Below are 22,848 nucleotides of genomic sequence, written 5' to 3'. Positions count from 1 at the left end.
AGGAAGAATATGATGAACAAGCAAGACTATCTCGAGGCACTGCGGCGCGCGCTGGCAGGCTTGCCGCCGGACCTGGTGGCCAAGACCCTCGATTATTACGAACAGACCTTCATCGAAGGCGCGGCGGCCGGCCGCAGCGAGCACGAAATCGCCGACGACCTGGGCGACCCGAAAAAGATCGCCCTCACCTTGCGCAGCAGCACCCACCGCCAGGCGTTCGAGCAAAAGAAAACTCCCGTCAACCTGCTGCGCCTGCTCGTCTCGCTGGTGGGCCTGGCCATCTTCAACCTGTTCATGGTCGTGCCCGCCGCCGTGTACGCGGCGCTGCTGGCCACCTTGTATGCCGCCGGCCTGAGCTTTTACCTGGCCGGCATCGCCATCACGGCCAGCGGCTTGTCCGGCGCCAACGAACTGGTGCTCGAGGGGCCGCTGCGCCACGTCTTCATTCATGACGGCGGCGAAGGCGACGAACGGCGCGAAACGCGCATCACCATCGGCGACAAGGGCATCGAAATCGACCATGTGCCCGGCCCCTTGCAGCGTGAACCGGCTGAAGCGGAGGCGCCCGGCGCTTCGTCGCGCATGATGGAGCGGGCCGAAGCGCTGGCCGGCGGCGGCATCCGCATCTCCACCGACATGGACCGCGATGCGCGCACCACACAAACCGTCTTCGGCGTCGGCATGCTGCTCGGCGGCATCGCCATATTCCTGCTCAGTCTGGTGGTCACGCGCTATACCTTGATCGGTATCAAGCGCTATATCGCCATGAATGTCTCCCTGCTCAAAGGTCACTAGAAAGGCTGCCATGAAACGCTTGCTCAAAGTCGGCCTGTCCATGCTCTTGCTGGCCATGGTCCTGATCGCCATGTCGTATGCGGCGCTGCGCGCCAAGGGGATCAGCAATCCCAGCAGCGCTGCCGGCCGCGCCGTGCGCAGCGACACGCGCCCGATTTCCGCCAATATCAACAGCATCGATCTGGCCGGTCCCATCGACCTGGTGCTGCGCCGCGGCGCCACGCCATCGCTGAAAGTGAGCGGCGAACAGCGCCTGCTGTCAAACGTCGACACGACGGCCGACGGCACGACCCTGCATATCGGCCCGAAAGGCATGCTGTTCCACCATCGCCAGCCGCTGCAGGTGGAACTGGTGCTGCCAAGCCTCGTGCGACTGGAAGTGCACGGCAATGGCGACAGCAGGATCACGGGATTTTCCGGCGACAGTTTCATCCTGGAACTTATGGGTTCAGGCGACGTCAGCTTCACGGGCCGCTACAAGCAGGTGCAAGCGACCGTCAACGGCAGTGGCGATCTCGATATCAATGCCGGCAACAGCGACAGCGTCGTGCTGGAAATGGTCGGTTCCGGGCGCATCGCCGCCAGCGGCAACACGAAATTCCTGCGTGCCGACCTGAGCGGCTCAGGCGACATCGATGCCGAACACCTGGCGGCCGACAAGGCTAGCGTCAGTCTGCAAGGCTCGGGCCAGAGCACCGTCTTCGTGCGCGACGCCGCCAACCTGACCCTGCGCGGCAGCGGCGACATCCACGTGCACGGCAACCCGCGCCAGCGCGAGACCCAGAAAAGCGGGTCAGGCGACATCATCTGGCATTAATGATGACGCAGTTCACAATCTACTGCGCGGCGCGATTTGCGGCTGGCGATGCTCGCTGTACTAGAGTACAGCTGCGCTTCTCAGCCACAACTCGGGGCCGCTCGCTACGATTGTGAACAGCGTCGTGGCGCTAACGATCAAATGCTGTTGTAATTTCAAAAATTCCCTTCCAGCCAACTGACCGCCTGCTCGCCGGCCGCCTTGCCTTGCGCCAGGCAGGCCGTCAGCAGGTAGCCGCCCGTCGGCGCTTCCCAGTCCAGCATTTCCCCCGCCACGAAGACGCCTGGCATGGCGCGCAGCATGCTGCCGTCGATGCCCTCGAAATCCACGCCGCCGGCGCTGCTGATCGCTTCATCGATGGGGCGCGCACGCTTGAGCGTGACAGGCAGCAGCTTGATGGCGGCCGCCAGCCTGGCCTCGTCGGCAAAGTCGGCCGCGCTCAGGCATTCGCGCAGCAAGCCCGATTTCACGCCCTTGATGCCCAGCCGGCTATTCAGGTGGCTGGACATGGAACGGGCGCCGCGCGGGCGCGTCACTTCCTCGAACACGCGTTCATGCGTGTGGTCGGGCGCCAGGTCGAGCCAGATGGTGGCGTGGCCGTCGCGTGCGATCTGCTCGCGCAGCGCGGCCGACAGCGCATAAATCAGGCTGCCTTCGACGCCGCCCGCCGTGATGACGAACTGCCCCTGGCGCTTGATGATCAAGCCGTCGATGTCATGCGCCGTGATGGCCACGGTCGCCAGCGGTTCGCCCGCATGGCGGCTGCTGAAATGTTCGCTCCAGTCCACGTCGAAGCCGCAATTGGCCGGCGCCAGCGCTTCCACGGCCACGCCCTGCCCTTGCAGCAGCGGCACCCAGGCGCCGTCCGAACCAAGCCGCGCCCAGCTGCCGCCGCCCAGCGCGAGGATCACGGCGTCGAAGGCGCACAGGCGTTCGCCGTCCGGCGTGGCAAAGGCCAGCTGGCCGTCGCGCCAGCCCGTCCAGCGGTGGCGCATGTGAAATTGCACGCCCGCTTCGCGCAGGCGGTGCAGCCAGGCGCGCAGCAGGGGCGCCGCCTTCATGTCCGTGGGGAAGACGCGGTTCGAGGAGCCGACAAAGGTCTCGACGCCCAGGCCGTGCACCCAGTCGCGCACCTTTTGCGGCCCGAACTGGTCCAGCGCCGGTTTCACGCGGTGCGCCTGCCGGGCGTAGCGGGAGACGAAGGCCTGGTAGCCTTCCGCGTGCGTGATGTTCATGCCGCCGCGCCCCGCCAGCAGGAATTTGCGGCCGACGGACGGCATGGCGTCGAACAACTCCACCCTGGCCCCCTGGTCGCTGGCCGCCTGGGCGGCCATCAGGCCGGCGGGGCCGCCGCCGATGACGGCGATGTGAAAGGGAGGAAGGCTGGAATCGGTCATGGCAGGCTGAAAGACGGTGAAAACCCCGGCATTTTAGTCGAGATAAGGCCCGGAGATGGCAAGAATGCAAAAAAATGATGCATACTGCGCGCAGAGGCCGCAGCGACCGGCGGCTTGACTTCACGCGACAACGCGACGACAAGAGGAGAAACACATGGGCGCAGGATTCTGGATTTCCCGTTATTTGCTGGCCAGCTCGATCTTATTCATCATCCTGACGGTGGTCGAGTACAGCAAGGGCACGACCAGCCAGACCGACATCCTCAGCGCGCTGGCCTGGTCGCTGGTGGCGTCGGCCATCTTCATCGGCTCGAAATACTGGCGCTACAGGAAGGCCGTCGCCTGCGCCACGTGCAGCGGGGACAAACCGAAAACCAGATCGTCATGAAAAAACGGCCACTTCGATGAAGTGGCCGTCTTGTTTGAGAAACGGGATCAGCCGCCCGTTACGGGCGGGAAGAACGCCACCTCGTCGCCTTCGCCGATCACGGTGTCGGCATCGCACATCACCTGCTTGTGCGCCGTGCGCAGCGCGCGGCCTTGGGCCAGCGCGTACTCCCAGTTGCCGCCCCGGGCGATCAGCAGGTTTCTCAGCTCGCCCACCGTCAGCGGCCCGGCCACTTCCAGCACTTCGTGACCCTTGCCCACCAGTTCGCGCACGCTGGCAAAAAATCGCAGATTGATCTTCATCGATACTTCCTTAGTACAGCAATTCGTTAAACGGGATAAAACGCAGCATGTCGCCGCGCGCAATCGACAGCCCCGGCGGGCAATCGATCAAACCGTCGCCCCACACGGTGGACGTCAGCACGCCCGAACTCTGGTTGGCGAACAATTCCAGCTCGCCCTCATCATTCACTTTGGCGCGCAGGAACTCGTTGCGCTTGTCCGCCTTCAGGCGCTCGAACGCGGCCGGCAGCTTGTAGCTGCGCGGCGCCAGGCTGCCCGCCACGCCCTGCAGGCGCAGGATGAACGGGCGCACGAACAGCAAAAACGTGACGAAACTGGAGACGGGATTGCCGGGCAAACCGACAAAGAACGCCTCATTAACTTCGCCAAACGCCAGCGGCTTGCCCGGCTTGACGGCGATCTGCCACATGTTCAGCCGCCCTTCCGCTTCCACGGCCGGCTTGATATGGTCTTCCTCGCCCACGGACACGCCGCCCGAGGTGATGATCAAATCATTGCCCTGCGCCGCCTGGCGCAGCACGGCGCGCGTCGCTTCCAGGCTGTCGGGCACGATGCCCAGGTCCGTGATCTCGCAGCCGAGGTTTTCCAGCAGGCCGCGCAAGGTAAAACGGTTCGAGTTGTAGACGGCGCCCGGCGCCAAAGGTTCGCCCGGCATGGCCAGCTCGTCGCCCGTGAAGAACACGGCCACGCGCAGCTTGCGCAGCACGGGCAGCTGCGCCAGGCCCACGGAAGCGACCAGGCCCATTTCCTGGCTGCGCAGGCGCCGGCCCGCGCCAAGGATGATGCCGCCGGCGCGGATATCCTCGCCCTGACGGCGCACCCATTCCCCGGCTTTCGGCACGTGGTTGACCGTCACCACGCCGTCCGCCGCCGTGCACTGCTCCTGCATCACGACGCAGTCGGCGCCTTCGGGGATCAGGGCGCCCGTAAAAATGCGCGCCGCCGTCCCCGGCTGCAAGGGCTGGCCCACGTGACCGGCCGCGATGCGCTGCGACACGGGCAGGCTGGCCGCACCGCTGGCGCAATCGCTGGCGCGCACGGCATAGCCATCCATCTGCGTGTTGTCGCGCTCGGGCACGTTCAGGGTCGACGTTTGCGCCGTGGCCAGCACGCGGCCGTTGGCGCGCATGGTGTCGACCAGCTCCACCTCGGTCACCGGGCGCGCCGCGCCCAGCATGAAGGCTTGCGCTTCGGCCACCGACAGCATGGGTTTGCGTACAGTGCTGGCGTCCGTCATCACAAGCCCGTATTGGCGGCGATATACGCCTTCATTTTTTCCACGTCCGTGCCCATCACAACGAACTTTTGCGGCAAGTCCTCGATGTTTTCGAAGCCGGCCGGGCGTTCCGCGTCCACGCCCAGCGCTTCGAGGATGGTTTCGTTGAACTTGGCCGCCAGCGCCGTTTCCAGCACGATCATCGGCACGTTCGGCTCCAGGTGTTCGCGCGCCACCTTGATGCCGTCGGCCGTGTGCGTGTCGATGGTGATGCCGTAGTCGTCGGCGACGTCGCGGATGGTGTCGAGGCGGTCCTGGTGCGTGGACTTGCCCGACTTGAAGCCGTATTTGGCTACCAGCTTGAATTCATCGCCGTCGCTGCCAGGCTTGCCGGAGAGGTCAAAGCCGCCATGCGTTTCCACTTTCGTGAACAGGGCGCGCACACGCTCGCTGTCGCGGCCCACGAGGTCGTAGACGAAGCGCTCGAAGTTCGACGCTTTCGAGATATCCATCGACGGGCTGCTCGTGTGGTACGTCTCGGCCGACTTGCGCACGCGGTAGACGCCCGTGCGGAAGAATTCATCGAGCACGTCGTTTTCATTCGTCGCCGCCACCAGTTTCGAGATCGGCAAGCCCATCATGCGGGCGATATGTCCGGCACAGATATTGCCGAAGTTGCCCGACGGCACCGTGAACGACACTTTCTGCTCGTTGCTGGTGGTGGCCGCCAGGTAGCCGCGGAAGTAATACACGACTTGCGCCACGACGCGCGCCCAGTTGATGGAATTGACGGTGCCGATCTTCTGTTTGGCCTTGAACGGCAGGTCGTTCGACACGGCTTTCACCATATCCTGGCAGTCGTCAAACACGCCTTCGACGGCGATATTGTAGATGTTCGGGTCTTGCAGGCTGAACATCTGCGCCGTCTGGAAGGCGCTCATTTTCTTGTGCGGCGACAGCATGAAGACGCGGATGCCCTTCTTGCCGCGCATCGCGTATTCGGCCGCGCTGCCCGTGTCGCCCGAGGTGGCGCCGAAGATATTGAGTTCGGCGTCGTGCTTGGCCAAGGTGTATTCGAACAGGTTGCCCAGCAGCTGCATGGCCATGTCCTTGAAGGCCAGGGTCGGGCCGTTCGACAGCGCCTGCAGCATCAGCGTGGTCGATCCGCCCTTGACGACGTTTTCTTCGAGCACGCGCAGCGGCGTGATGTCGGCTGCGTTTTCGCCGGCGCGGGCGTTCTTGTAGACTGCCTTGGTATAGGTTTTCGCCGTCAGTGCCTTCAGGTCCGCGGCCGGGATATCGGTGGCGAACTTCTTCAGGATTTCGCAGGCCAGGTCGGCATACGACAATGTGCGCCAGGCATTGAGCTCGGCACCAGTGACTTGCGGGTAGTGTTCAGGGAGATACAGTCCGCCATCGGGGGCCAGGCCGCCCAGGAGGATGTCGGAGAATTGCTGCGGATTCGATGGCGCTTTGTCAGCGCGGGTAGACACGTAATGCATAGATTTGAAGAGTCCAGTTGAGCTGAGTGCGGTTGATCATGAATGGCAGCGGATATTATAGTGCCAGCGGCCGTCCAAGGCGAATCGCGTGGCGCCAGCCTGATCAAGATGTGACAATTGGAGAGCCTGCTTATTATCAAACAAGCCATAATTGTATGAGATCAAGCCCGGCGAACATGACCCGCGTATGCACTGGCGCGCGCCGACGATTTAGGCCACACTGAGCTTTCTGCCCTGCAAAGTGCCAATAATGGAGTCGAAAACCGGCCATGTCGCTGAGTAAAAAACCATATCTGCAAAGCGCCGCGCTGCGCTCCGACGCTGTCGTCGACCTCGATCACTATCCGTTCACCATCCCCGCCATCCGCGACTTCGTGCACATGGATTTCCACCCCGACGTGACGTTTTTCGTGGGCGAGAACGGCAGCGGCAAGTCGACCATGCTCGAGGCGCTGGCCGTGGGGCTGGGCTTCGGCAAGGATGGCGGCACGCGCAACGTGCGCATCGCCCTGCCGTCGGACGAGGAATCGGGCTTGCATGCACACTTGCGCCTGAGCAAGAGCTATAAAAAACCCGAGGACAGCTATTTCCTGCGCGCCGAAAGCTTTTTCAACGTCGCCACCTACATGGACGCCATGCCGGAATACCTGGGCAGCTACGGCGGCAAGTCGCTGCACGCGCAGTCTCACGGTGAAGCGTTCATGGCGACCCTGATCAACAAGCTGCGCGGCAAAGGCTTGTATTTGCTGGACGAACCGGAGGCGGCCCTGTCGCCCAGCCGCCAGATGGCGGCTTTATCGGTGATCCATCAGCTGGTGCAGGACGACTCGCAGCTGATCATCGCCACCCACTCGCCGATACTGCTCGCCTACCCGAACGCGAAAATCCTGATGTTTACAGGCGGCGGCATCCATGAGGTGGCGTATGAAGACACGGAACACTATGCCGTGACGCGTGATTTTTTAAATAACTACCCGCGGAGGCTGGAGCAGTTGTTTGAGGAGGAGTGAGGTGGTGGCTTGCTGCTTTGGTGATGTCGGCTTACTTATTTGGTGATGTCGGCTTACGCCCTGCGGGCTAAGCCGACCGGCGCCGACATGCGCCAACCTGCGTTGCTTGCGTCATGGCGTAGGTCGGATTAGCGCTGCGCGCGTAATCCGACGCCACCACCAGCGCATCAGCAAGCGGCGTGGTTGACTGTAATCACGTGGATGGCCAGGCCGCCCAGGGACGTTTCCTTGTACTTGTCCTGCATGTCCGCGCCCGTCTGGCGCATGGTTTCGATGACTTCGTCGAGGCTGACGAAGTGCGTGCCGTCGCCCTTCAACGCCAGCGAGGCGGCCGTAATCGCTTTCACGGCGCCCATGCCATTGCGCTCGATGCACGGGATCTGCACCAGGCCGCCGATGGGGTCGCACGTCATGCCCAAGTGGTGCTCGATGCCGATTTCGGCCGCGTTTTCGATCTGCTCGTTCGTGCCGCCCAAGGCCGCCACCAGGCCGGCTGCCGCCATGGCGCAGGCCACGCCCACTTCGCCCTGGCAGCCCACTTCGGCGCCCGAGATCGAAGCATTGCGTTTGCACAACATGCCGATGGCCGCGGCCGTCAGCATGAAGCGGCGCACGCCGCCGACCGGATCGCTGGGGCGGCAATCCTGCGCGTAGTAGCGCAGCACGGCCGGGATGATGCCGGCGGCGCCATTGGTCGGCGCCGTGACCACTCGGCCGCCCGCCGCGTTTTCCTCATTGACAGCCATCGCGTACAGGCTGACCAGGTGCACGGCGTCGTGCGGCAAGTCGTTGGCGCGGTTGTCCGACGCTTTCGCTTCCTGCGCCAATCGCCACAGTTTGGCGGCGCGGCGCTTGACGTTCAAGCCGCCCGGCAGGTTGCCCGTCGTTTCCAGCCCGTGCGCGATACAGTCGCGCATGACGTGCCAGATGCGGTCCAGGCCCGCGTTCAATTCCTCGTCGCTGCGCTTGACGCACTCGTTCGCGCGCAGCATTTCCGGGATCGACAGGCCGCTTTCCACCCCATGCGCCAGCAACTGCTCCATGGTATCGAAGGGGAAGACGACGCGGGCGGAAGCGGCCGACTCCACGGCCGCTTCCGCTTGCGCCTCGCCCGCCTCGCGGATAAAACCGCCGCCGATCGAGTAATACACCTTGTCGACGCGGCTGCCATCAAGCAGTTTCAACGTAAAGCGCATGCCGTTCGGGTGCTCGGGCAAGGATTCGCTCTTGTGCCAGATCAAGCCCGTGGCCGCCGTAAACGGCACCACGTGCGTGCCCAGCAGCGCGATCTCGCCGGCCGCCTCGATGGCGGCCAGCTTGCTGTCGACTTCGTCGGGTGCCACGTCCTGCGGCGTTTCGCCCATCAGGCCAAGAATGACGGCCTTGTCCGTGGCATGGCCCACGCCCGTCAGCGCCAGCGAGCCATACAGTGCCGCCTCGACGCCCACCACCTGGTCCAGCGGACCGTATTCGACCAGAAAACGCCGCGCCGCCACCATCGGCCCCACCGTGTGGGAACTCGACGGCCCGATGCCGATTTTAAATAGGTCAAATACGCTCATATCCATGTAGTGTCTCTTTATATTAGTATGTTTTTATGAATGCCGGTGCTGAATTCAGGCCGCCTTGGCCGCCTGCCCCGCATCGACATTGGCCAGCATGTCGGTGACCATCTGCTCGACGCCGATCTGCGCCTTCCAGCCCCAGTCGGCGCTGGCCTTGCTGTCGTCCAGGCTTTGCGGCCAGCTGTCGGCGATGGCCTGGCGGCTGTCCGGCTTGTAGCTGATCTTGAAGTCGGGCACCATGCGCACGATGGCCTTCGCCAGCTGCTCGGGGTTGAACGACACGCCGGCCACATTGTAGGACGAGCGGATCTTGATCGATGCCGCCGGCGCGTCCATCAGTTCGATGGTGGCGCGGATCGCGTCGGGCATGTAGATCATCGGCAAGGTGGTGTTCGCATCGAGGAAGCAGTCATAGCGCTCGCCGCGCAAGGCCGCATGGAAGATGGCGATCGCGTAATCGGTGGTGCCGCCGCCCGGAGGCGACTTGTAGCTGATGATGCCAGGGTAGCGGATGCTGCGCACGTCCACGCCATACTTGTTGAAGTAGTATTCGCACAGGCGCTCGCCGGCCAGCTTGCTGATGCCGTACATCGACGTCGGGTCCATCACCGTCATTTGCGGCGTGTTCACTTGCGGCGTGTTCGGGCCGAAGGCGGCGATCGACGATGGCCAGAAGATGCGCAGCGGCTTGCCCGCCTCGCCCCGCTCGCGCGCCAGTTCCAGGATATTGAGCAAGCCATCCATGTTCAGGCTCCACGCCTTCAGCGGCGCCGCTTCGCCCGTGGCCGACAGCATGGCCGCCAGCTGGTACACCTGGGTGATGTTCTCGTCGGCGATGATCTTCGCCAGGCCGTCCTTGTCCAGCACGTTCAGCTGCGCGTAGCGCCTGGCCTGGTACAGATTGTTCGTGCCGATGTCGCTGGCGATGACGTTGTCCGCGCCGTGCTGCTGCGCCAGCGCGCCCACCAGTTCACTACCGATTTGGCCGTTTGCGCCAATGACTAAGATGCGTTCCATGCTATTTTCCTGAATTCTTGTTAATTGGTCGTGGTCGTGGCGGTCAGCAGACCCAGTTCCTTGCCGGCCTGCTCGAAGGCGGCCAGCACCTGCACCAGCTGCTCGCGGGTATGCGCGGCGGACAGCTGCACACGGACACGGGCCTGGCCCATCGGCACGACCGGGTAGAAGAAGCCCGTCACCAGCACGCCAAGTTCATACAGGCGGGCGGCGAATTTCTGTGCCACGGGCGCGTCGAACAGCATCACGGGAACCACCGGATGGGTGCCCGGCTTGATGGTAAAACCGATGCGCTCGATCTCGCTGCGGAAGAACGCCGTGTTGTCATGCAGGCGGTCGCGCAGTTCCGTCGACTTGGCCAGGCGCTCCAGCACCGACAGCGAAGCGCCGGCGATCGATGGCGCCAGGGTGTTCGAGAACAGGTAAGGACGCGATTTCTGGCGCAGGGTGTCGATGACTTCCTTGCGCGCCGAGGTAAAACCGCCCATGGCGCCGCCCAGGGCCTTGCCCAGGGTGCCCGTGATGATGTCGATGCGCCCCATCACATTGTGGTGCTCGTGCGTGCCGCGTCCCGTCGCGCCCATGAAGCCGGAAGCGTGGCATTCGTCGATCATCACCAGCGCGCCGTACTTGTCGGCCAGGTCGCAGATCTTGTCGAGTTGCGCAATCGTGCCGTCCATCGAGAACACGCCGTCCGTGACGATGACTTTATGGCGCTTGCCGGCGGCAATTGCCGCCTGCAGCTGCACTTCCAGGTCGGCCATGTCGTTGTGCGCATAGCGGTAGCGGCCGGCCTTGCACAGGCGGATGCCGTCGATGATGGAAGCGTGGTTCAGCGCGTCCGAGATGATGGCGTCGTTTTCATCGAACAGCGGTTCGAACACGCCGCCGTTGGCGTCGAAGGCGGCCGCGTACAAAATCGTGTCTTCGGTGCCCAGGAAGGCGGAAATCGCCTGTTCCAGTTCTTTATGCACGGTTTGCGTGCCGCAGATAAAACGCACGGATGACAGGCCGTAGCCGTATTTTTGCGTGGCGGCAATAGATGCTTCCTGCGTCTGCAGGTCGCCGGACAGGCCCAGGTAGTTGTTTGCACACATATTGATCAGGGTACGGCCATCGTCGCACACCACTTCAGCGCCCTGGCGCGAGGCGATCACGCGCTCGGGCTTGTACAAGCCCTGCTGGCGCAGTTGATCGAGATTCTGTTGCAGACCGCTGAAAAAGGTGTTCTTCGCTTGCTCGCTCATGATATTCCTTGTGTCCCTGATGTATGCGTGTGGTGTGCGTGTGGTTTCAGCCGCCATAGGGGAAAAGCCGCCGCTTGACCGGTGCGCGCACAATGCTGTACCGTGAAGCGCTGTTTGAAGTCTACACGTTTCCGTGATTTCCTTCAAAATCCACTATTTCGAACTAAAATTCAATATAGTGGATATTACCCAAGCCTTTTGAACTTTGCAAGCCACCTGCCGATGAAAACCAGCGTTTCGACCAATTCTCCCCCTGAAGTGGGTGCCACCCTGCAACGGCTGCGCCTGGCGCGCGGCCTGACACTCGAGGATTTGTCGCGCATCGCGGGCGTGTCGAAGTCCATGCTGTCGCAGATCGAGCGCGAAAAAGCCAATCCCACCATCGCCATTACGTGGCGCCTGGCCAACGCCCTGGGCGTGCAGATCGGCGAATTGCTGTCCAGCGCGGAAAAAGCCGTGGAAACCATCCGCATCACGGATGCCCACGAAACCCCCACCCTGCCCGGCGACCACGCTGGCTACGTGCTGCGCATCCTGGGGCCGATGGAACTGGCCGGCAAATACGAATGGTATGAAGTGACCCTGGCGCCCGGTGGCGAACTGGCGTCGCAGCCGCACGACCCGGGCACCACCGAGCATTTGACGGTGATCCACGGCAACCTGGAACTGGAAGTGGGCGCGGCGAAGAAAAAGGTCAAGAATGGCGGCACGGCACGCTATCCGGCGGACCAGCCGCATACAATACGCAACCTGGGCAAGACCGAGGGCAAGGCTTTGCTGGTGGTGATCCATCGATAAGGCACGCCAGCAGTGCGCAATATGTCCATATGGCTATGCTAAGATTTTAGTATAGACAAGATTTCCAGGCCTGGATGTCTTCGCAGAGTGTCGCGGCACATCCCGGCTCGTCCCTCCGCCACACTGCGCGCGGCATCTAGGCCTCCACCGCCTACACGGAGCCACAGCGATGACCATTTCCGACAGCACCACCACCTTCCACAACAAGACAGTCGTCCAGTACGACCCCGACCTGCCGTTCGATGCGTCACCGGGCATCGTCTACCGTTTGTCGCTCGAATACGACGACAAGCGCAAGATGGACGAGCTGATCGCCGGCTTCCTCGACAAAGCCGACAAGGGCGCGCTCGAAGCGCTGATCATCGGCATGTGGGGCGACCCGTACGAATCGGGCGCCGACGAAGTGATGGCCGCGCTGATCGCCCACGCGCCGCAGCTGCCGAAGCTGCGCGCCCTGTTCATCGGCGACATGACGTACGAGGAATGCGAAATCTCGTGGATCGTGCAAGGCAGTTACAAGCCCCTGCTGGACGCCTTCCCGCTGCTGGAAGAATTGCGCATCCGTGGCGGCAATGAGCTCGTCATCGAGCCGTTCGCGCACCAGCACCTGCGCCGCTTCACCATCGAAGCGGGCGGCCTCGATCAAAAGATCGCCGAAGCGCTGGCCCAATCGAGCATGCCGCAGCTGGAACACCTGGAACTGTGGCTGGGTACGGACGACTATGGCTTCTCGGGCGACGTGGACCTGTACCGCAAGGTGCTGGCGCAGCTGACCGTGCCGACCCTGCGCTACCTCGGCTTGCGCGACGCGGAAATCGCCGACGACCTGGCCGTCTGGCTGGCGGAGGAACCGCTGGTGGCGCAGCTCGACACGCTGGACCTGTCGCTGGGCACCATCGGCGACCTGGGCGCCGTGGCCGTGCTCAATCACACGCAGCTGGGGAACCTGAAGCGCCTGGACCTGTCGCACCATTACATTTCCGAGGAAAACCAGGCGAAACTCAAGGCGCTGCCTTTCGAGGTGGTGCTGGACGACCCGCAGGAAGCGGACGAGGACGACGGCGAAAGCTACCGCTACGTGGCCGTCGGAGAATAAGCGGATTCCCCCTTTGCACATGCACCTCACCCTGCTGGCGACACAGGGCAGCAAGCGCGTGCGCCTGATGCAGGCGGCGCGCGCGCAACTGCGCCTGCCGCCCGCGCAAGTGCTGGAATGGCGCGACTGGCTGGCGCAGCCGGCGCTGCTCGATGCTGCACTGAGCCAGCCAGGCTTACTGAAAATCGAACCGCCCGGCGACGATCCCGCCGCCCACCGGCTGTTGCTGCAGGCGGGCGGCCGTTTGCTGGGGCGTCCGCCGGTCGCCGCGCCCGAACACGGCGAGCTGCTGGCCATGGATGCCTGGTTTGCCGGCTTTACTTCCGCCATGACTGCCCTGGCGGCGCAACTGGCTGATTTGCCGCAAACGCGCGTATTCAATGCGCCGGCCGAAATCAGCCGCATGACGGACAAGCTGGCATGCCAGCGCCACCTGGCCGCGCACGGCGTGCCGATACCTGACTTGCTGGGACCCGTGCACGGCTACGAGCATCTGCAGGCGCTGCTGCAGCAGCATGACCTGGACCGCGTCTATTTAAAACCGCGCTACGGCTCGTCCGCATCGGGCGTCGTCGCCTACCGGCGCAACCGGGCCGGGCGCCAGCAAGCCACCACCTCGGCCGCCTTGCAGCATGGGGCCGGCGCGGTGCGCCTGTTCAACGTCAAGCGCATGGCGCGCTACGAGACGACCGCCGACATCGCCGCCCTCGTCGACGCGCTGGCCGCGCAGGAGCTGTACGCGGAAGGGTGGCTGAACAAGCCCCGCTGCGGCGACAGCCATTACGACCTGCGCGTCGTGACCGTGGCGGGCCAGCCAGCGCACCGCGTGGCGCGCATCGGACAGCAGATGATGACGAATCTGCACCTCGACAACCGGCGCGGCGACGCGTCCGGCCTCTTGAACGCAGCCGATCTGGCCGCGCTGGAAGACACCGCCGCCCTGGCCGCGCGCGCCTTCCCCGCCAGCCACGTGACGGGCTACGACCTCGTCGTGCGCCGCGGCCAGGCCCATGTGCTGGAAGCGAACGCCTTCGGCGACCTGCTGCCCGGCCTGCTCTGGCAAGGCATCGATACTTACACGGCACAACTGGCCCATGCTTAAAGAAACACCGATCATCCCCGACATGCACGCCGTCGTCGGCAGCCACGACATCGTCTTCCTCACGCTCGACACCCTGCGCTTTGACGTGGCGCAAGCCCTGTACGAGGCGGGCGAATTGCCCGTGCTGGGGCGCTTTTTACCACCGGGCGGCTGGGAACGCCGCCACTCGCCCGCCACGTTCACGTATGCGGCGCACCAGGCCTTCTTCGCGGGCTTCCTGCCCACGCCGGCCGCGCCGGGCCGCCATCCGCGCCTGTTCGCTTCCGCGTTTGCCGGCAGCGAAACGACGTCGCCGCATACCTTTGCGTTTGAAGAGGCCGACCTTCCCGCCGCGCTGGCCGCGCGCGGCTACCGCACCATCTGCATCGGCGGCGTGGGTTTCTTTAACAAACAGACGGCGCTGGGCTCCGTGCTGCCGTCGCTGTTCCAGGAAAGCCACTGGAGCGCGGGCATGGGCGTGGCCAGCCGTCATTCGACGCAAAAACAGGTGGCGCTGGCGACCCAGCTGCTGGCGCAAAACGATCAACGCACTTTTTTGTTCATCAATGTCAGCGCGCTGCATACGCCCAACCGCGCCTACCTGCCCGGCTGCCGCGCCGACTGCCTGGACAGCCACGCTGCTGCCCTGCGCTATGTAGACGGGGCGCTGGCGCCGCTGTTCGCCGCCTGCGCCGCGCGCGCGCCCACGTTCGCCATCGTCTGCTCGGACCACGGCAGCGCGTACGGCGAAGATGGCTACCGGGGCCACCGGGTCGCCCACGACAGCGTGTGGAACGTGCCGTATGCGCACTTTTTCATTGATTCTTTACCACCGCATTCCAAGGAAGCCGCACCGTGAACCCATCCGAACAGCCGGGCCCCCTGGCGCAGCGCATGCGCCACACGCCCTACCAGGCGTATTCCTATTCGTATCCGCACAAGGCCGCCTACCGCGCCTTGCCGCAGGCGGCGCCGCTGGCGCCACTGTGGGCGCAGCAGGACCGCTCCGCCCTCTTCGCCTACATCCACATCCCGTTCTGCGAGATGCGCTGCGGCTTTTGCAACCTGTTCGCCATGGCCCGCCCCAGCGCCGACATGGTCGAGCGCTACGTGCAGCAAGTGCTGGTGCAGATGCGCGCACTCAACGGCGCGCTGGGCGAACGGCGCTTCGCCCGCTTCGCGCTGGGCGGCGGCACGCCCACCTATCTGTCGCCCGCGCAGCTGGGCACCCTGCTGTGCGGCGCGCGCGACATCCTCGGCATCGACCTGCAGCACACACCGGCCGGCATCGAAGCGTCGCCCGAAACCATCACGGCGGAACGGCTGGCCGTGTGCCGCGCGCATGGCATCGACCGGGTCAGCCTGGGCATCCAGAGCTTTGCCGCCGGCGAAATGCGCGCGCTGGCCCGTCCGCAGCAAAACGCCACCGTCCATCACGCCATCGGTCTGATACGCGCGGCCGGTTTTCCCACCCTGAACCTGGATCTGATCTACGGCATCGCGGGGCAAACCGTCGCCAGCCTGCTGGCCTCCATCGACAGCGCGCTGGCCTTCCGGCCAGAGGAGCTCTATCTGTATCCGCTGTATGTGCGCGAACAGACGGGTCTCGGCAAGGTAGCGCGCCGCCAGGGCGCGCAGTCGCTCAACCCCATCATGTTGGCGCGCGATGGCGACAGCCGTCTGGCCCTGTACGCGGCCGCGCGCGACCATTTGCGCGCGCAGGGCTATGAGCAGGTCTCGATGCGCATGTTCCGCGCCCCCCATGCGCCGGAACAGAACGGTCCCTCGTACTGCTGCCAGAACGACGGCATGGTGGGCCTGGGCGCGGGCGCCCGCTCGTATACGGCCAGCCTGCATTATTCAAGCGAGTACGCGGTGGCGCGGCTTGACACCATCAACATCATCGACAACTACCTGGCGCTCGACGAGGCGCGCTTCGCGCAGGCCGAACACGGTTACCAGCTCAATGACGAAGAACAGCGCCGGCGCTACGTAATCCAGTCGCTGCTGACGGAACCGGGCCTGGACCGCGACGCCTACGCGGCGCGCTTCGGCTCCCGCTGCGAAGCAGACTTGCCGCAGCTGGCCGAGCTGCACGCGCTGGAATTAGTGGAAGAAAATGGCCCGCTGCTGCGCCTGAATGACCGGGGCTACAGCTACGCCGACACCATCGGCCCCTGGCTGGCATCCGAGACGGTGCGCGCGCTGATGGCCGAAGGCGGCCAGACGTGCTGACAACGCAGCCTGGCGCTTTGTCCCTGCTGTACCGGGGCACGCTGGCCAGCTGCAATTACGCCTGCGGCTACTGCCCGTTCGCCAAGAAGCGCGACAGCCGCGCCGCGCTGGCCCGCGACGCGCGCGAAGTGGCGCGTTTTACCGGCTGGGTGGCGCAGCAGACGCGCCCCATCGGCGTGCTGTTCACGCCTTGGGGCGAGGCGCTGGTGCGGCGCCACTACCGGAGCGCGATGCAAACCCTGGCCAGCCTGCCGCACGTACGGCAAGTGGCGCTGCAGACGAATCTGTCCGGCCCCCTGGACTGGCTGGAGAACATGGACGGGCTGGAAAAGGTCGGCCTGTGGTGCACCTTCCACCCGGACCAGACGACCTTGTCCCGCTTTCTCGCCCGCTGTGCGCGGCTCGATGCCATGGGCGTGCGCTATTCCGTCGGCGTCGTCGCCATGAACGAGCACCTGGACGCCATCCGCGCCCTGCGCGCAGCGCTGCCCGCCCACGTCTACCTGTGGCTGAACGCCTACGACCGCCGCGGCCCCGGCTACTACAGCGAACAAGACCTGGCCGAACTGGACGCCGTCGACCCGTGGTTCGCGCAAAACCGCCGCCCGTCTCCCTCGCGCAATAAACCGTGCCTGGCGGGCGAAGCGTCGCTGTCCGTCGATGGCGACGGCGAACTGGCGCGCTGCCACTTCGTGCCCGAGCGGCTGGGGAATTTATATGAGGATGACCTGGCCGACATGCTGCAGGAACGCAGCTGTCCGCGTTTCAAGTGCGATTGCTATATCGGCTATGCGCAGCGCAAGGATTTGCCGTTTCAGGCGGTGTTTGGAGGGGGGGTATTGGCGAGGATTACAGAAGCAGGCCAGCGTAGGTCGGATTAGCGGCGGCACGCCGCGTAATCCGACATCGTGCTGACATGACAGGTGGTGTCGGATTACGCACGGCGATGCCGCGCTAATCCGACCTACCCGGTTTTACTGTGCCGCCACCTTGGCCGGCTCCGCCACTACCGGCGTCATCTTCAGCGAACGGCTGAGGAAGCCCCAGCGGTCCGCCACTTCTTCGATCTGCTTGGTCGTCGGCTTGCCGGCGCCGTGGCCCGCCTTGCTGTCGATGCGGATCAGCACGGGTGCCGGGCCGCCTTGCGCTGCCTGGGCGGCGGCGGCGAACTTGAAGCTGTGGGCAGGCACGACGCGGTCGTCGTGGTCGGCCGTGGTGATCATGGTAGCCGGATAGCAGCCGCCCGTCTTCAGGTTGTGCAGCGGCGAGTATTTCACGAGCGCCTTGAACTGTTCGGCGTCGTCCGACGAACCGTAGTCAGGCACCCAGCCCCAGCCCACCGTGAACTTGTGGAAACGCAGCATGTCGAGCACGCCCACCTGCGGAATCGCAGCGGCGAACAGGTCGGGACGCTGCGTCATGGCCGCGCCCACCAGCAGGCCGCCATTGCTGCCGCCGCCGATCGCCAGCTTCGATGGCGAGGTGACCTTGTTGTCCACCAGCCATTGCGCCGCGCCAATAAAGTCGTCGAACACGTTTTGCTTGTTCAGCTTGGTGCCAGCCTGGTGCCACGCTTCGCCGTATTCGCCGCCGCCGCGCAGGTTGGCCATCACGTAGACACCGCCCATTTCTACCCAGGCAAGATTCGCCACGGAGAAGCTCGGCGTCAGTGAAATATTGAAACCGCCATAGCCGTACAGGTAGGTCGGATTCGTGCCATCGAGCTTCATGCCTTTTTTCGAGACGATGAACATCGGCACCTTGGTGCCGTCGCGGCTGGTGAAGAATTGCTGGCGCGTTTCAAAGGCGTTCGGGTCGAAATCGACCTTCGGCTGGCGGTACACCGTGCTCTTGCCCGACTTCATGTCGTAGCGATAGATGGTCGCCGGCGTCGTGAAGCTGGTGAACGAATAAAACGTTTCCGTGTCGCCACGCTTGCCCGCAAAACCACCGGCCGAACCGATGCCCGGCAAGGCCACTTCACGCACCAGTTTGCCGTTCAGATCGACGATCTTGATTTGCGTTTGCGCATCTTTCAAGTAGTCGAGCACCAGCTGGTTGTTGATCAGGTTGACGGCGACCAGGGTTTCCGCGCTTTGCGGCACGATCTCTTTCCAGTCGGCAGGAGCAGGTTTGCGCGTATCGATGGCGATCACGCGCGATTTCGGCGCCTTGTTGTCCGTCTTGAAGAAGAAGACGGGGCCGTCATTGTCGATGAACGAGTAGGAAGCGTCGAATTCTTCCAGCAAGCCCACGACCTTGGCATTCTTCTGGCGCAAGTCCTTGTAAAAGACGCGGTTCTTGCGTTCCGTGCCCTGCGTGGCCGTGATGATCAGGTAATTGCCGTCATCGCTGACGGTGCTGCCGCCGAACGCCCATTCCTTCTGGTCGGGACGGTCGAAGACGAGCACGTCGTCGCTTTGCGGCGTGCCGATCTTGTGGAAATACAATTTCTGGAAGTAATTGATATCGGCCAGCTTGGTTGCCTCGTTCGGCGCGTCATAGCGGCTGTAGAAGAAACCGGTGTTGTCCTTGGTCCACGAAGCGCCCGAGAACTTGGCCCACTTGATGTGGTCCGTCATATCCTTGCCCGATTCGATGTCGCGCACTTTCCACTCGTTCCAGTCGGAACCGGACGCGGACGTGGCGTAGGCCAGGTATTTGCCGTTCGGGCTGATCGAAGTGCCGGCCAGCGCCACCGTGCCATCGGTGGACAGGGTGTTCGGGTCCAGCAGCAGGCGCGGTTCGTCCGTCAGCTTTTTCACCGTGTACAGCACGGCCTGGTTCTGCAAGCCGTCGTTGCGGCTGTAGAAGTAGCGGCCGCCCTGCTTCGTTGGCGTAGAGAAACGCTCATAATTCCACAGCTTGGTCAGGCGCTGCTTGATCGCCGCGCGCTCGGGGATGGTGCCCAGGTACGACTGCGTCAGCTTGTTTTGCGCCGTAACCCACTCGCCCGTTTCCGCGCTGTTGGCGTCTTCCAGCCAGCGGTACGGATCAGCGATGGTGGTGCCGAAATAGCTGTCTTGCTGATCGACTTTTTTGCTGACCGGATACGTCACAGGAGCGCCGTCGCCGGCTGGGCACGATGGCATCGCGGCGTTTTGCGCCAGGGCATTGCCACCGAAAGCGGCCAGCAAGCTGAATATGAGGGTTGCACTACGTAATTGCATGGGTTGTTGTCTCATTGTTGGATGTCGAGGAAAGCAAGCCGCACACACACCGCGGCTGCCCATGTTGACTTTCGCCAAGAGAAATCATAGCGCGGATTGCCACTTTTAAAGCACAGTTATCCGATGGATTTGCCGTCTTTTGTTTGGCAAATTTACATGGATCGCCATGATAAATCTCGCTTTCGGCGGAATCGGCAAACTGACGTTCATACAAGAAACATTATCAAAAGAAAAGTCGTTTCATCAAGCTGTCATAAATCTTCTTTACTATCGGCAACATGTTCATGGCCCGTCCAGAGGCCGTGCCGCCACGTCCGCCTATGTACACTCTCGCCCTCCCCTCCGCCACCGCCGCGCCGGTTCCCGCGACGCCATCGAACGTGGCTTACCTGAAGCCCCCATCGGCCAGCATGACCATCGAAGGGACGGATGCCTTGCACGACATCCTGGCGGGCCGCAAGCTCAGCGCGCTGTTCCAGCCCATCATCCACATGCACAGCGGCGACATCATCGGCTACGAAGGCTTGATACGGGGTCCGTCCGACAGCCCGCTGCACGCGCCGATGAATCTGTTCAAGGTGGCGCGCGCGCACGACCTGACCCTGGAAGTGGAACACCTGTGCCGGCAAGTGGTGCTCGAACGCTTCGCCGAACTGCAGTTGCCAGGAAAACTGTTTCTCAATGTCAGTCCTGAATGCCTGCTGCTGCGCAATGCCCGCCATGGCGAAACCCTCGAATATATCGAGCACATCGGCATCAACCCGGACCGTGTCATCATCGAACTGACGGAAAACCAGCCCACGTATGACTACGAGCTGATGCGCGAAGCGGTGCTGCACTACCGCAACATGGGTTTCCAGATCGCCATCGACGACCTGGGCGAAGGCTTTTCCAGCCTGCGCCTGTGGTCGGAACTGCGGCCCGAATACGTGAAGATCGACATGCATTTCATCCAGGGCATCAACAACGACCCCGTGAAACTGCAGTTCGTGCGCTCGATCCAGGAAATCGCGGAAAAATCTGGCACCCTGGTGATCGCCGAAGGCATCGAGGCGCAGACGGAATTGCTGGTCTTGCGCGACCTGGGCGTGGCGTTCGGGCAAGGCTACCACCTGGGCCGGCCCAACGCGGTGCCGGCGCGCGCCCTTCCCGCCGAAGTGGTGCAGGCGCTGGGGCGCAATGGCGTGGCCGTGTATCCGCAACGCAGCAGCCTGGAAAAGAACGGCGCCAGCATCCGCAAACTGCTGAACAAGGTGGCGGCCGTCTCGCCGCAGTTCAATAATAACGAGGTCTACGACATCTTTCTGAAAGAACCGAAGCTGATGATCATCCCCGTCGTCGACGACGGCGTGCCGCTGGGCCTGATCAGCCGCTTCGAAATGATCGACCACTTCGCCCGCCCCTACCAGCGCGAACTGTACGGCAAGAAATCATGCAGCCTGTTCATGGATGCCACGCCCCTGATCGCCGACCACGAGACGAGCTTGCAGGAACTCAGCTACACCATGGTGCAGTCTGATGCTCACCACCTGTTCAACGGCTTCATCATTACCGAACACGGCCGCTATCTCGGCATGGGCACGGGCCACGACCTGATGCGCGAAATCACGCAGATGCAAATCAACGCGGCCCGTTACGCCAACCCGCTGACGCAACTGCCCGGCAACGTCCCCATCAACGAGCATATCGACCGCTTATTGCACAGCGGCAGCCGCTTCTGGGTCTGCTATTGCGACCTCGACCACTTCAAGCCCTTCAACGATGTGTACGGCTACCGCAAGGGCGACGACGTGATCCAGCTGACGGGAGAAATTCTCAGCAGCCATTGCGACCCGAACCGCGACTTCATCGGCCACATCGGCGGCGACGACTTCATGATTTTGTTCCAGAGCGAAGACTGGGAAACGCGCTGCCAGGCCATGCTGGACGACTTCGCGGCCGCCATCCCCGCCTACTACAGCACCAGCGACTGCGAACGGGGCGGCTACATCAGCGAAGACCGGCAAGGCAAAAAAGTGTTTTATTCCTTGATCAGCCTATCGTTGGGCGCGATCAAGGTCGAGGCGCACCAGTATTACACGCACCATCAGATCGCCACCCAGGCGGCGGAAGCGAAGAAACAGGCGAAGAAAATCCACGGCAACAGCCTGTTCCTGGACCGGCGGCAAGGCGCGGCCGTGGCCCGCATGGACGCCTAGCCAAGGTGCAACGGCGCATCAAATACGCACGAGGTCGGCAAACGCATTGCTGCTGCGCGCATCGGGCACGAATGCCAGGCTGATGCGCGCGCCATCGCGGCGTGCCTGCACGCGGTAGCTGCCCACGGGCACGTCCACGAACAGGCCGCCGTATGCCGTGTCCGGTTCCAGGCCGCCGCCCGTGACGTCTTCCCCGGCGCCGATGAAGACGCGGCCCGAGACGATGGCCAGGTGCACGCTCGCATGCGGCTCGGCAAGTTCCCCGTGCAAAACCACGTCATACGCGCCGTCGCCGCCCACGTTGAAAAACGCCGCCTGCCCCGCATTCACGGCCGCCAGTTCCGCGCTGGGGAGGCTCCACCAATCGCAGTCATCTTCCAGCTTGTGGCGCAAGAGCGCAGGGTCGAACACGCACAGGGTAGCCGTCCCGGTCACAATGTTCGTCATGTGGCCAGTGGCGCCGGTCCCAGCAGGGGCTGGCTCTCCACATACTGCGCGCTCGCTTGCGCCTGCCACGGAAAATGGCCATCACGCGACGGCCAGACGATCTGGTACAAGGTAAAATCATCGCCCTGGTAATACCAGCGCGCATAGCCGACGTAGTTGCGGTATTGCTCGACGGGCACGCGCACGAAGGCGCACGGATGGCCTTCGAGCAAGGCGTCCGTGGTGGCCGTAAAATCCGTGATGGCGCCGCTGCGCACGGCATCGAGCGCCACGTCGAGTATCTGGTGGGCCATGGCGCGCGGCAAGCCCATGATCAGCAATTCAGGCTGGCCGAAGCTGTGGCCGGCGCCTATGGTAAACGCATAGCCGGGCCCCTCTTCATCGGCACCGATGTGGACGCCATGCCAGCCATGCGTGGCGATGTCGTCGATAACTTTTTGCTCGGATGCATCCTCACCTGCCTGCCTTACCATGCTCCACCTTTCACTGTGCCGAAAACCGCGCCGCCTTCGCGGCATGCTCTTGGGCAATTATCGCATGCAGCGCGCATCACTGCGCGCACGGCGC

21 protein-coding genes are annotated in these 22,848 nt (G+C 63.5%); 11 read left to right on the top strand and 10 right to left on the bottom strand.

The annotated features are described in order from the left end of the window. The first annotated feature begins 9 nt into the window (after positions 1-9). Both AC3RCG_RS14325 and AC3RCG_RS14320 read left to right on the top strand, forming a co-directional pair. Positions 10-795 carry a DUF1700 domain-containing protein gene (locus AC3RCG_RS14325; RefSeq protein ID WP_492401544.1) on the top strand — a complete coding sequence of 262 codons (786 nt, stop codon included), beginning with the start codon at positions 10-12 and terminating at the stop codon, positions 793-795. A gap of 10 nt (positions 796-805) precedes the next feature. Next, a complete protein-coding gene (locus AC3RCG_RS14320; RefSeq protein ID WP_070288222.1) occupies positions 806-1,612 on the top strand; it encodes a head GIN domain-containing protein in 807 nt (268 codons plus the stop codon). Positions 1,613-1,767: 155 nt separating this feature from the next. On the opposite strand, the gene AC3RCG_RS14315 is transcribed toward AC3RCG_RS14320, so the two are convergent. Beyond that, positions 1,768-3,009: a TIGR03862 family flavoprotein gene (locus AC3RCG_RS14315; protein WP_492401546.1), complete on the bottom strand. Its 1,242-nt coding sequence runs from the start codon at positions 3,007-3,009 to the stop codon at positions 1,768-1,770. A gap of 154 nt (positions 3,010-3,163) precedes the next feature. On the opposite strand from AC3RCG_RS14315, the gene AC3RCG_RS14310 reads away from it, so the two are divergent. Then, entirely contained in the window at positions 3,164-3,397 is a 234-nt protein-coding gene (locus tag AC3RCG_RS14310; protein ID WP_070218662.1) for a hypothetical protein, read from the top strand. A 47-nt stretch (positions 3,398-3,444) separates the two neighbouring features. Here AC3RCG_RS14310 and AC3RCG_RS14305 read toward each other — a convergent pair whose 3' ends face one another. From AC3RCG_RS14305 to thrC, 3 genes are read right to left on the bottom strand one after another with little or no spacing between them, the layout of a single operon-like run. Beyond that, a complete protein-coding gene (locus AC3RCG_RS14305) occupies positions 3,445-3,699 on the bottom strand; it encodes a MoaD/ThiS family protein (protein WP_492401547.1) in 255 nt (84 codons plus the stop codon). A gap of 10 nt (positions 3,700-3,709) precedes the next feature. Further along, positions 3,710-4,936 carry a molybdopterin molybdotransferase MoeA gene (locus AC3RCG_RS14300; RefSeq protein WP_492401548.1) on the bottom strand — a complete coding sequence of 409 codons (1,227 nt, stop codon included), beginning with the start codon at positions 4,934-4,936 and terminating at the stop codon, positions 3,710-3,712. Beyond that, complete coding sequence (gene thrC, locus AC3RCG_RS14295; protein WP_070218659.1) at positions 4,936-6,417, bottom strand: threonine synthase; 1,482 nt, start codon at positions 6,415-6,417, stop codon at positions 4,936-4,938. Before thrC ends, AC3RCG_RS14300 begins: the two co-directional genes overlap by 1 nt. A 269-nt stretch (positions 6,418-6,686) precedes the next feature. On the opposite strand from thrC, the gene AC3RCG_RS14290 reads away from it, so the two are divergent. After that, positions 6,687-7,427: an AAA family ATPase gene (locus tag AC3RCG_RS14290; protein ID WP_070311981.1), complete on the top strand. Its 741-nt coding sequence runs from the start codon at positions 6,687-6,689 to the stop codon at positions 7,425-7,427. Positions 7,428-7,594: 167 nt separating this feature from the next. On the opposite strand, the gene AC3RCG_RS14285 is transcribed toward AC3RCG_RS14290, so the two are convergent. From AC3RCG_RS14285 to kbl, 3 genes are read right to left on the bottom strand one after another with little or no spacing between them, the layout of a single operon-like run. After that, positions 7,595-8,995, bottom strand: coding sequence for an L-serine ammonia-lyase (locus AC3RCG_RS14285; protein WP_409026421.1), 1,401 nt, complete (start codon positions 8,993-8,995; stop codon positions 7,595-7,597). Positions 8,996-9,043: 48 nt separating this feature from the next. Next, positions 9,044-10,009 carry an NAD-dependent epimerase/dehydratase family protein gene (locus AC3RCG_RS14280; RefSeq protein ID WP_070288215.1) on the bottom strand — a complete coding sequence of 322 codons (966 nt, stop codon included), beginning with the start codon at positions 10,007-10,009 and terminating at the stop codon, positions 9,044-9,046. A gap of 20 nt (positions 10,010-10,029) precedes the next feature. Next, positions 10,030-11,256, bottom strand: a complete 1,227-nt coding sequence (kbl, locus tag AC3RCG_RS14275) for a glycine C-acetyltransferase (RefSeq protein WP_121669322.1) — start codon at positions 11,254-11,256, stop codon at positions 10,030-10,032. Between the two features lie 222 nt (positions 11,257-11,478). Between kbl and AC3RCG_RS14270 the strand changes: the two genes are divergently transcribed. The 6 genes from AC3RCG_RS14270 to AC3RCG_RS14245 all read left to right on the top strand — a co-directional run bounded on the left by AC3RCG_RS14270 (position 11,479) and on the right by AC3RCG_RS14245 (position 17,347). Beyond that, positions 11,479-12,054 (top strand): helix-turn-helix domain-containing protein, encoded by a 576-nt coding sequence (locus AC3RCG_RS14270; protein ID WP_070218654.1) that lies wholly within the window; start codon positions 11,479-11,481, stop codon positions 12,052-12,054. 169 nt (positions 12,055-12,223) lie between these two features. Beyond that, the gene (locus AC3RCG_RS14265; protein ID WP_070288214.1) at positions 12,224-13,150 is read left to right on the top strand and encodes an STM4015 family protein; all 927 of its coding nucleotides are present in this window, start codon (positions 12,224-12,226) and stop codon (positions 13,148-13,150) included. Between the two features lie 19 nt (positions 13,151-13,169). Then, positions 13,170-14,252: an STM4014 family protein gene (locus AC3RCG_RS14260; RefSeq protein WP_492401550.1), complete on the top strand. Its 1,083-nt coding sequence runs from the start codon at positions 13,170-13,172 to the stop codon at positions 14,250-14,252. Then, a complete protein-coding gene (locus AC3RCG_RS14255; RefSeq protein WP_492401552.1) occupies positions 14,245-15,090 on the top strand; it encodes an STM4013/SEN3800 family hydrolase in 846 nt (281 codons plus the stop codon). Before AC3RCG_RS14260 ends, AC3RCG_RS14255 begins: the two co-directional genes overlap by 8 nt. Further along, entirely contained in the window at positions 15,087-16,466 is a 1,380-nt protein-coding gene (locus tag AC3RCG_RS14250) for an STM4012 family radical SAM protein (RefSeq protein WP_492401553.1), read from the top strand. The genes AC3RCG_RS14255 and AC3RCG_RS14250 overlap by 4 nt, the downstream gene beginning before the upstream one ends. Then, on the top strand, positions 16,460-17,347 hold the full coding sequence (locus tag AC3RCG_RS14245; RefSeq protein ID WP_492401555.1) for an STM4011 family radical SAM protein: 888 nt from the start codon (positions 16,460-16,462) through the stop codon (positions 17,345-17,347). The genes AC3RCG_RS14250 and AC3RCG_RS14245 overlap by 7 nt, the downstream gene beginning before the upstream one ends. A gap of 93 nt (positions 17,348-17,440) precedes the next feature. On the opposite strand, the gene AC3RCG_RS14240 is transcribed toward AC3RCG_RS14245, so the two are convergent. After that, positions 17,441-19,636: a prolyl oligopeptidase family serine peptidase gene (locus tag AC3RCG_RS14240; RefSeq protein ID WP_492401556.1), complete on the bottom strand. Its 2,196-nt coding sequence runs from the start codon at positions 19,634-19,636 to the stop codon at positions 17,441-17,443. 410 nt (positions 19,637-20,046) lie between these two features. Here AC3RCG_RS14240 and AC3RCG_RS14235 point away from each other — a divergent pair, with 410 nt between their 5' ends. Continuing rightward, entirely contained in the window at positions 20,047-21,834 is a 1,788-nt protein-coding gene (locus tag AC3RCG_RS14235; protein WP_230506141.1) for a GGDEF domain-containing protein, read from the top strand. Positions 21,835-21,852: 18 nt separating this feature from the next. Here AC3RCG_RS14235 and AC3RCG_RS14230 read toward each other — a convergent pair whose 3' ends face one another. Together AC3RCG_RS14230 and AC3RCG_RS14225 are read right to left on the bottom strand one after the other, a co-directional pair. Beyond that, a complete protein-coding gene (locus AC3RCG_RS14230; protein ID WP_492401558.1) occupies positions 21,853-22,281 on the bottom strand; it encodes a DUF6386 family protein in 429 nt (142 codons plus the stop codon). After that, positions 22,278-22,754 carry a DUF4262 domain-containing protein gene (locus tag AC3RCG_RS14225; protein ID WP_492401559.1) on the bottom strand — a complete coding sequence of 159 codons (477 nt, stop codon included), beginning with the start codon at positions 22,752-22,754 and terminating at the stop codon, positions 22,278-22,280. The genes AC3RCG_RS14230 and AC3RCG_RS14225 overlap by 4 nt, the downstream gene beginning before the upstream one ends. Between the last annotated feature and the right edge of the window lie 94 nt (positions 22,755-22,848).

It is taken from the genome of Janthinobacterium sp. GW823-FHT01H08 (genome assembly GCF_058797855.1).
This window is presented reverse-complemented; position numbering and strand designations above follow the sequence as displayed.

What these genes read in the sequence shown, in the direction of transcription:
- AC3RCG_RS14325 (WP_492401544.1), top strand. Translation starts at nt 10, where the DNA reads ATGATGAACAAGCAAGACTATCTCGAGGCACTGCGGCGCGCGCTGGCA.
- AC3RCG_RS14320 (WP_070288222.1), top strand. Translation starts at nt 806, where the DNA reads ATGAAACGCTTGCTCAAAGTCGGCCTGTCCATGCTCTTGCTGGCCATG.
- AC3RCG_RS14315 (WP_492401546.1), bottom strand. Translation starts at nt 3,009, where the DNA reads ATGACCGATTCCAGCCTTCCTCCCTTTCACATCGCCGTCATCGGCGGC.
- AC3RCG_RS14310 (WP_070218662.1), top strand. Translation starts at nt 3,164, where the DNA reads ATGGGCGCAGGATTCTGGATTTCCCGTTATTTGCTGGCCAGCTCGATC.
- AC3RCG_RS14305 (WP_492401547.1), bottom strand. Translation starts at nt 3,699, where the DNA reads ATGAAGATCAATCTGCGATTTTTTGCCAGCGTGCGCGAACTGGTGGGC.
- AC3RCG_RS14300 (WP_492401548.1), bottom strand. Translation starts at nt 4,936, where the DNA reads ATGACGGACGCCAGCACTGTACGCAAACCCATGCTGTCGGTGGCCGAA.
- thrC (WP_070218659.1), bottom strand. Translation starts at nt 6,417, where the DNA reads ATGCATTACGTGTCTACCCGCGCTGACAAAGCGCCATCGAATCCGCAG.
- AC3RCG_RS14290 (WP_070311981.1), top strand. Translation starts at nt 6,687, where the DNA reads ATGTCGCTGAGTAAAAAACCATATCTGCAAAGCGCCGCGCTGCGCTCC.
- AC3RCG_RS14285 (WP_409026421.1), bottom strand. Translation starts at nt 8,995, where the DNA reads ATGGATATGAGCGTATTTGACCTATTTAAAATCGGCATCGGGCCGTCG.
- AC3RCG_RS14280 (WP_070288215.1), bottom strand. Translation starts at nt 10,009, where the DNA reads ATGGAACGCATCTTAGTCATTGGCGCAAACGGCCAAATCGGTAGTGAA.
- kbl (WP_121669322.1), bottom strand. Translation starts at nt 11,256, where the DNA reads ATGAGCGAGCAAGCGAAGAACACCTTTTTCAGCGGTCTGCAACAGAAT.
- AC3RCG_RS14270 (WP_070218654.1), top strand. Translation starts at nt 11,479, where the DNA reads ATGAAAACCAGCGTTTCGACCAATTCTCCCCCTGAAGTGGGTGCCACC.
- AC3RCG_RS14265 (WP_070288214.1), top strand. Translation starts at nt 12,224, where the DNA reads ATGACCATTTCCGACAGCACCACCACCTTCCACAACAAGACAGTCGTC.
- AC3RCG_RS14260 (WP_492401550.1), top strand. Translation starts at nt 13,170, where the DNA reads ATGCACCTCACCCTGCTGGCGACACAGGGCAGCAAGCGCGTGCGCCTG.
- AC3RCG_RS14255 (WP_492401552.1), top strand. Translation starts at nt 14,245, where the DNA reads ATGCTTAAAGAAACACCGATCATCCCCGACATGCACGCCGTCGTCGGC.
- AC3RCG_RS14240 (WP_492401556.1), bottom strand. Translation starts at nt 19,636, where the DNA reads ATGCAATTACGTAGTGCAACCCTCATATTCAGCTTGCTGGCCGCTTTC.
- AC3RCG_RS14235 (WP_230506141.1), top strand. Translation starts at nt 20,047, where the DNA reads ATGACCATCGAAGGGACGGATGCCTTGCACGACATCCTGGCGGGCCGC.
- AC3RCG_RS14230 (WP_492401558.1), bottom strand. Translation starts at nt 22,281, where the DNA reads ATGACGAACATTGTGACCGGGACGGCTACCCTGTGCGTGTTCGACCCT.
- AC3RCG_RS14225 (WP_492401559.1), bottom strand. Translation starts at nt 22,754, where the DNA reads ATGGTAAGGCAGGCAGGTGAGGATGCATCCGAGCAAAAAGTTATCGAC.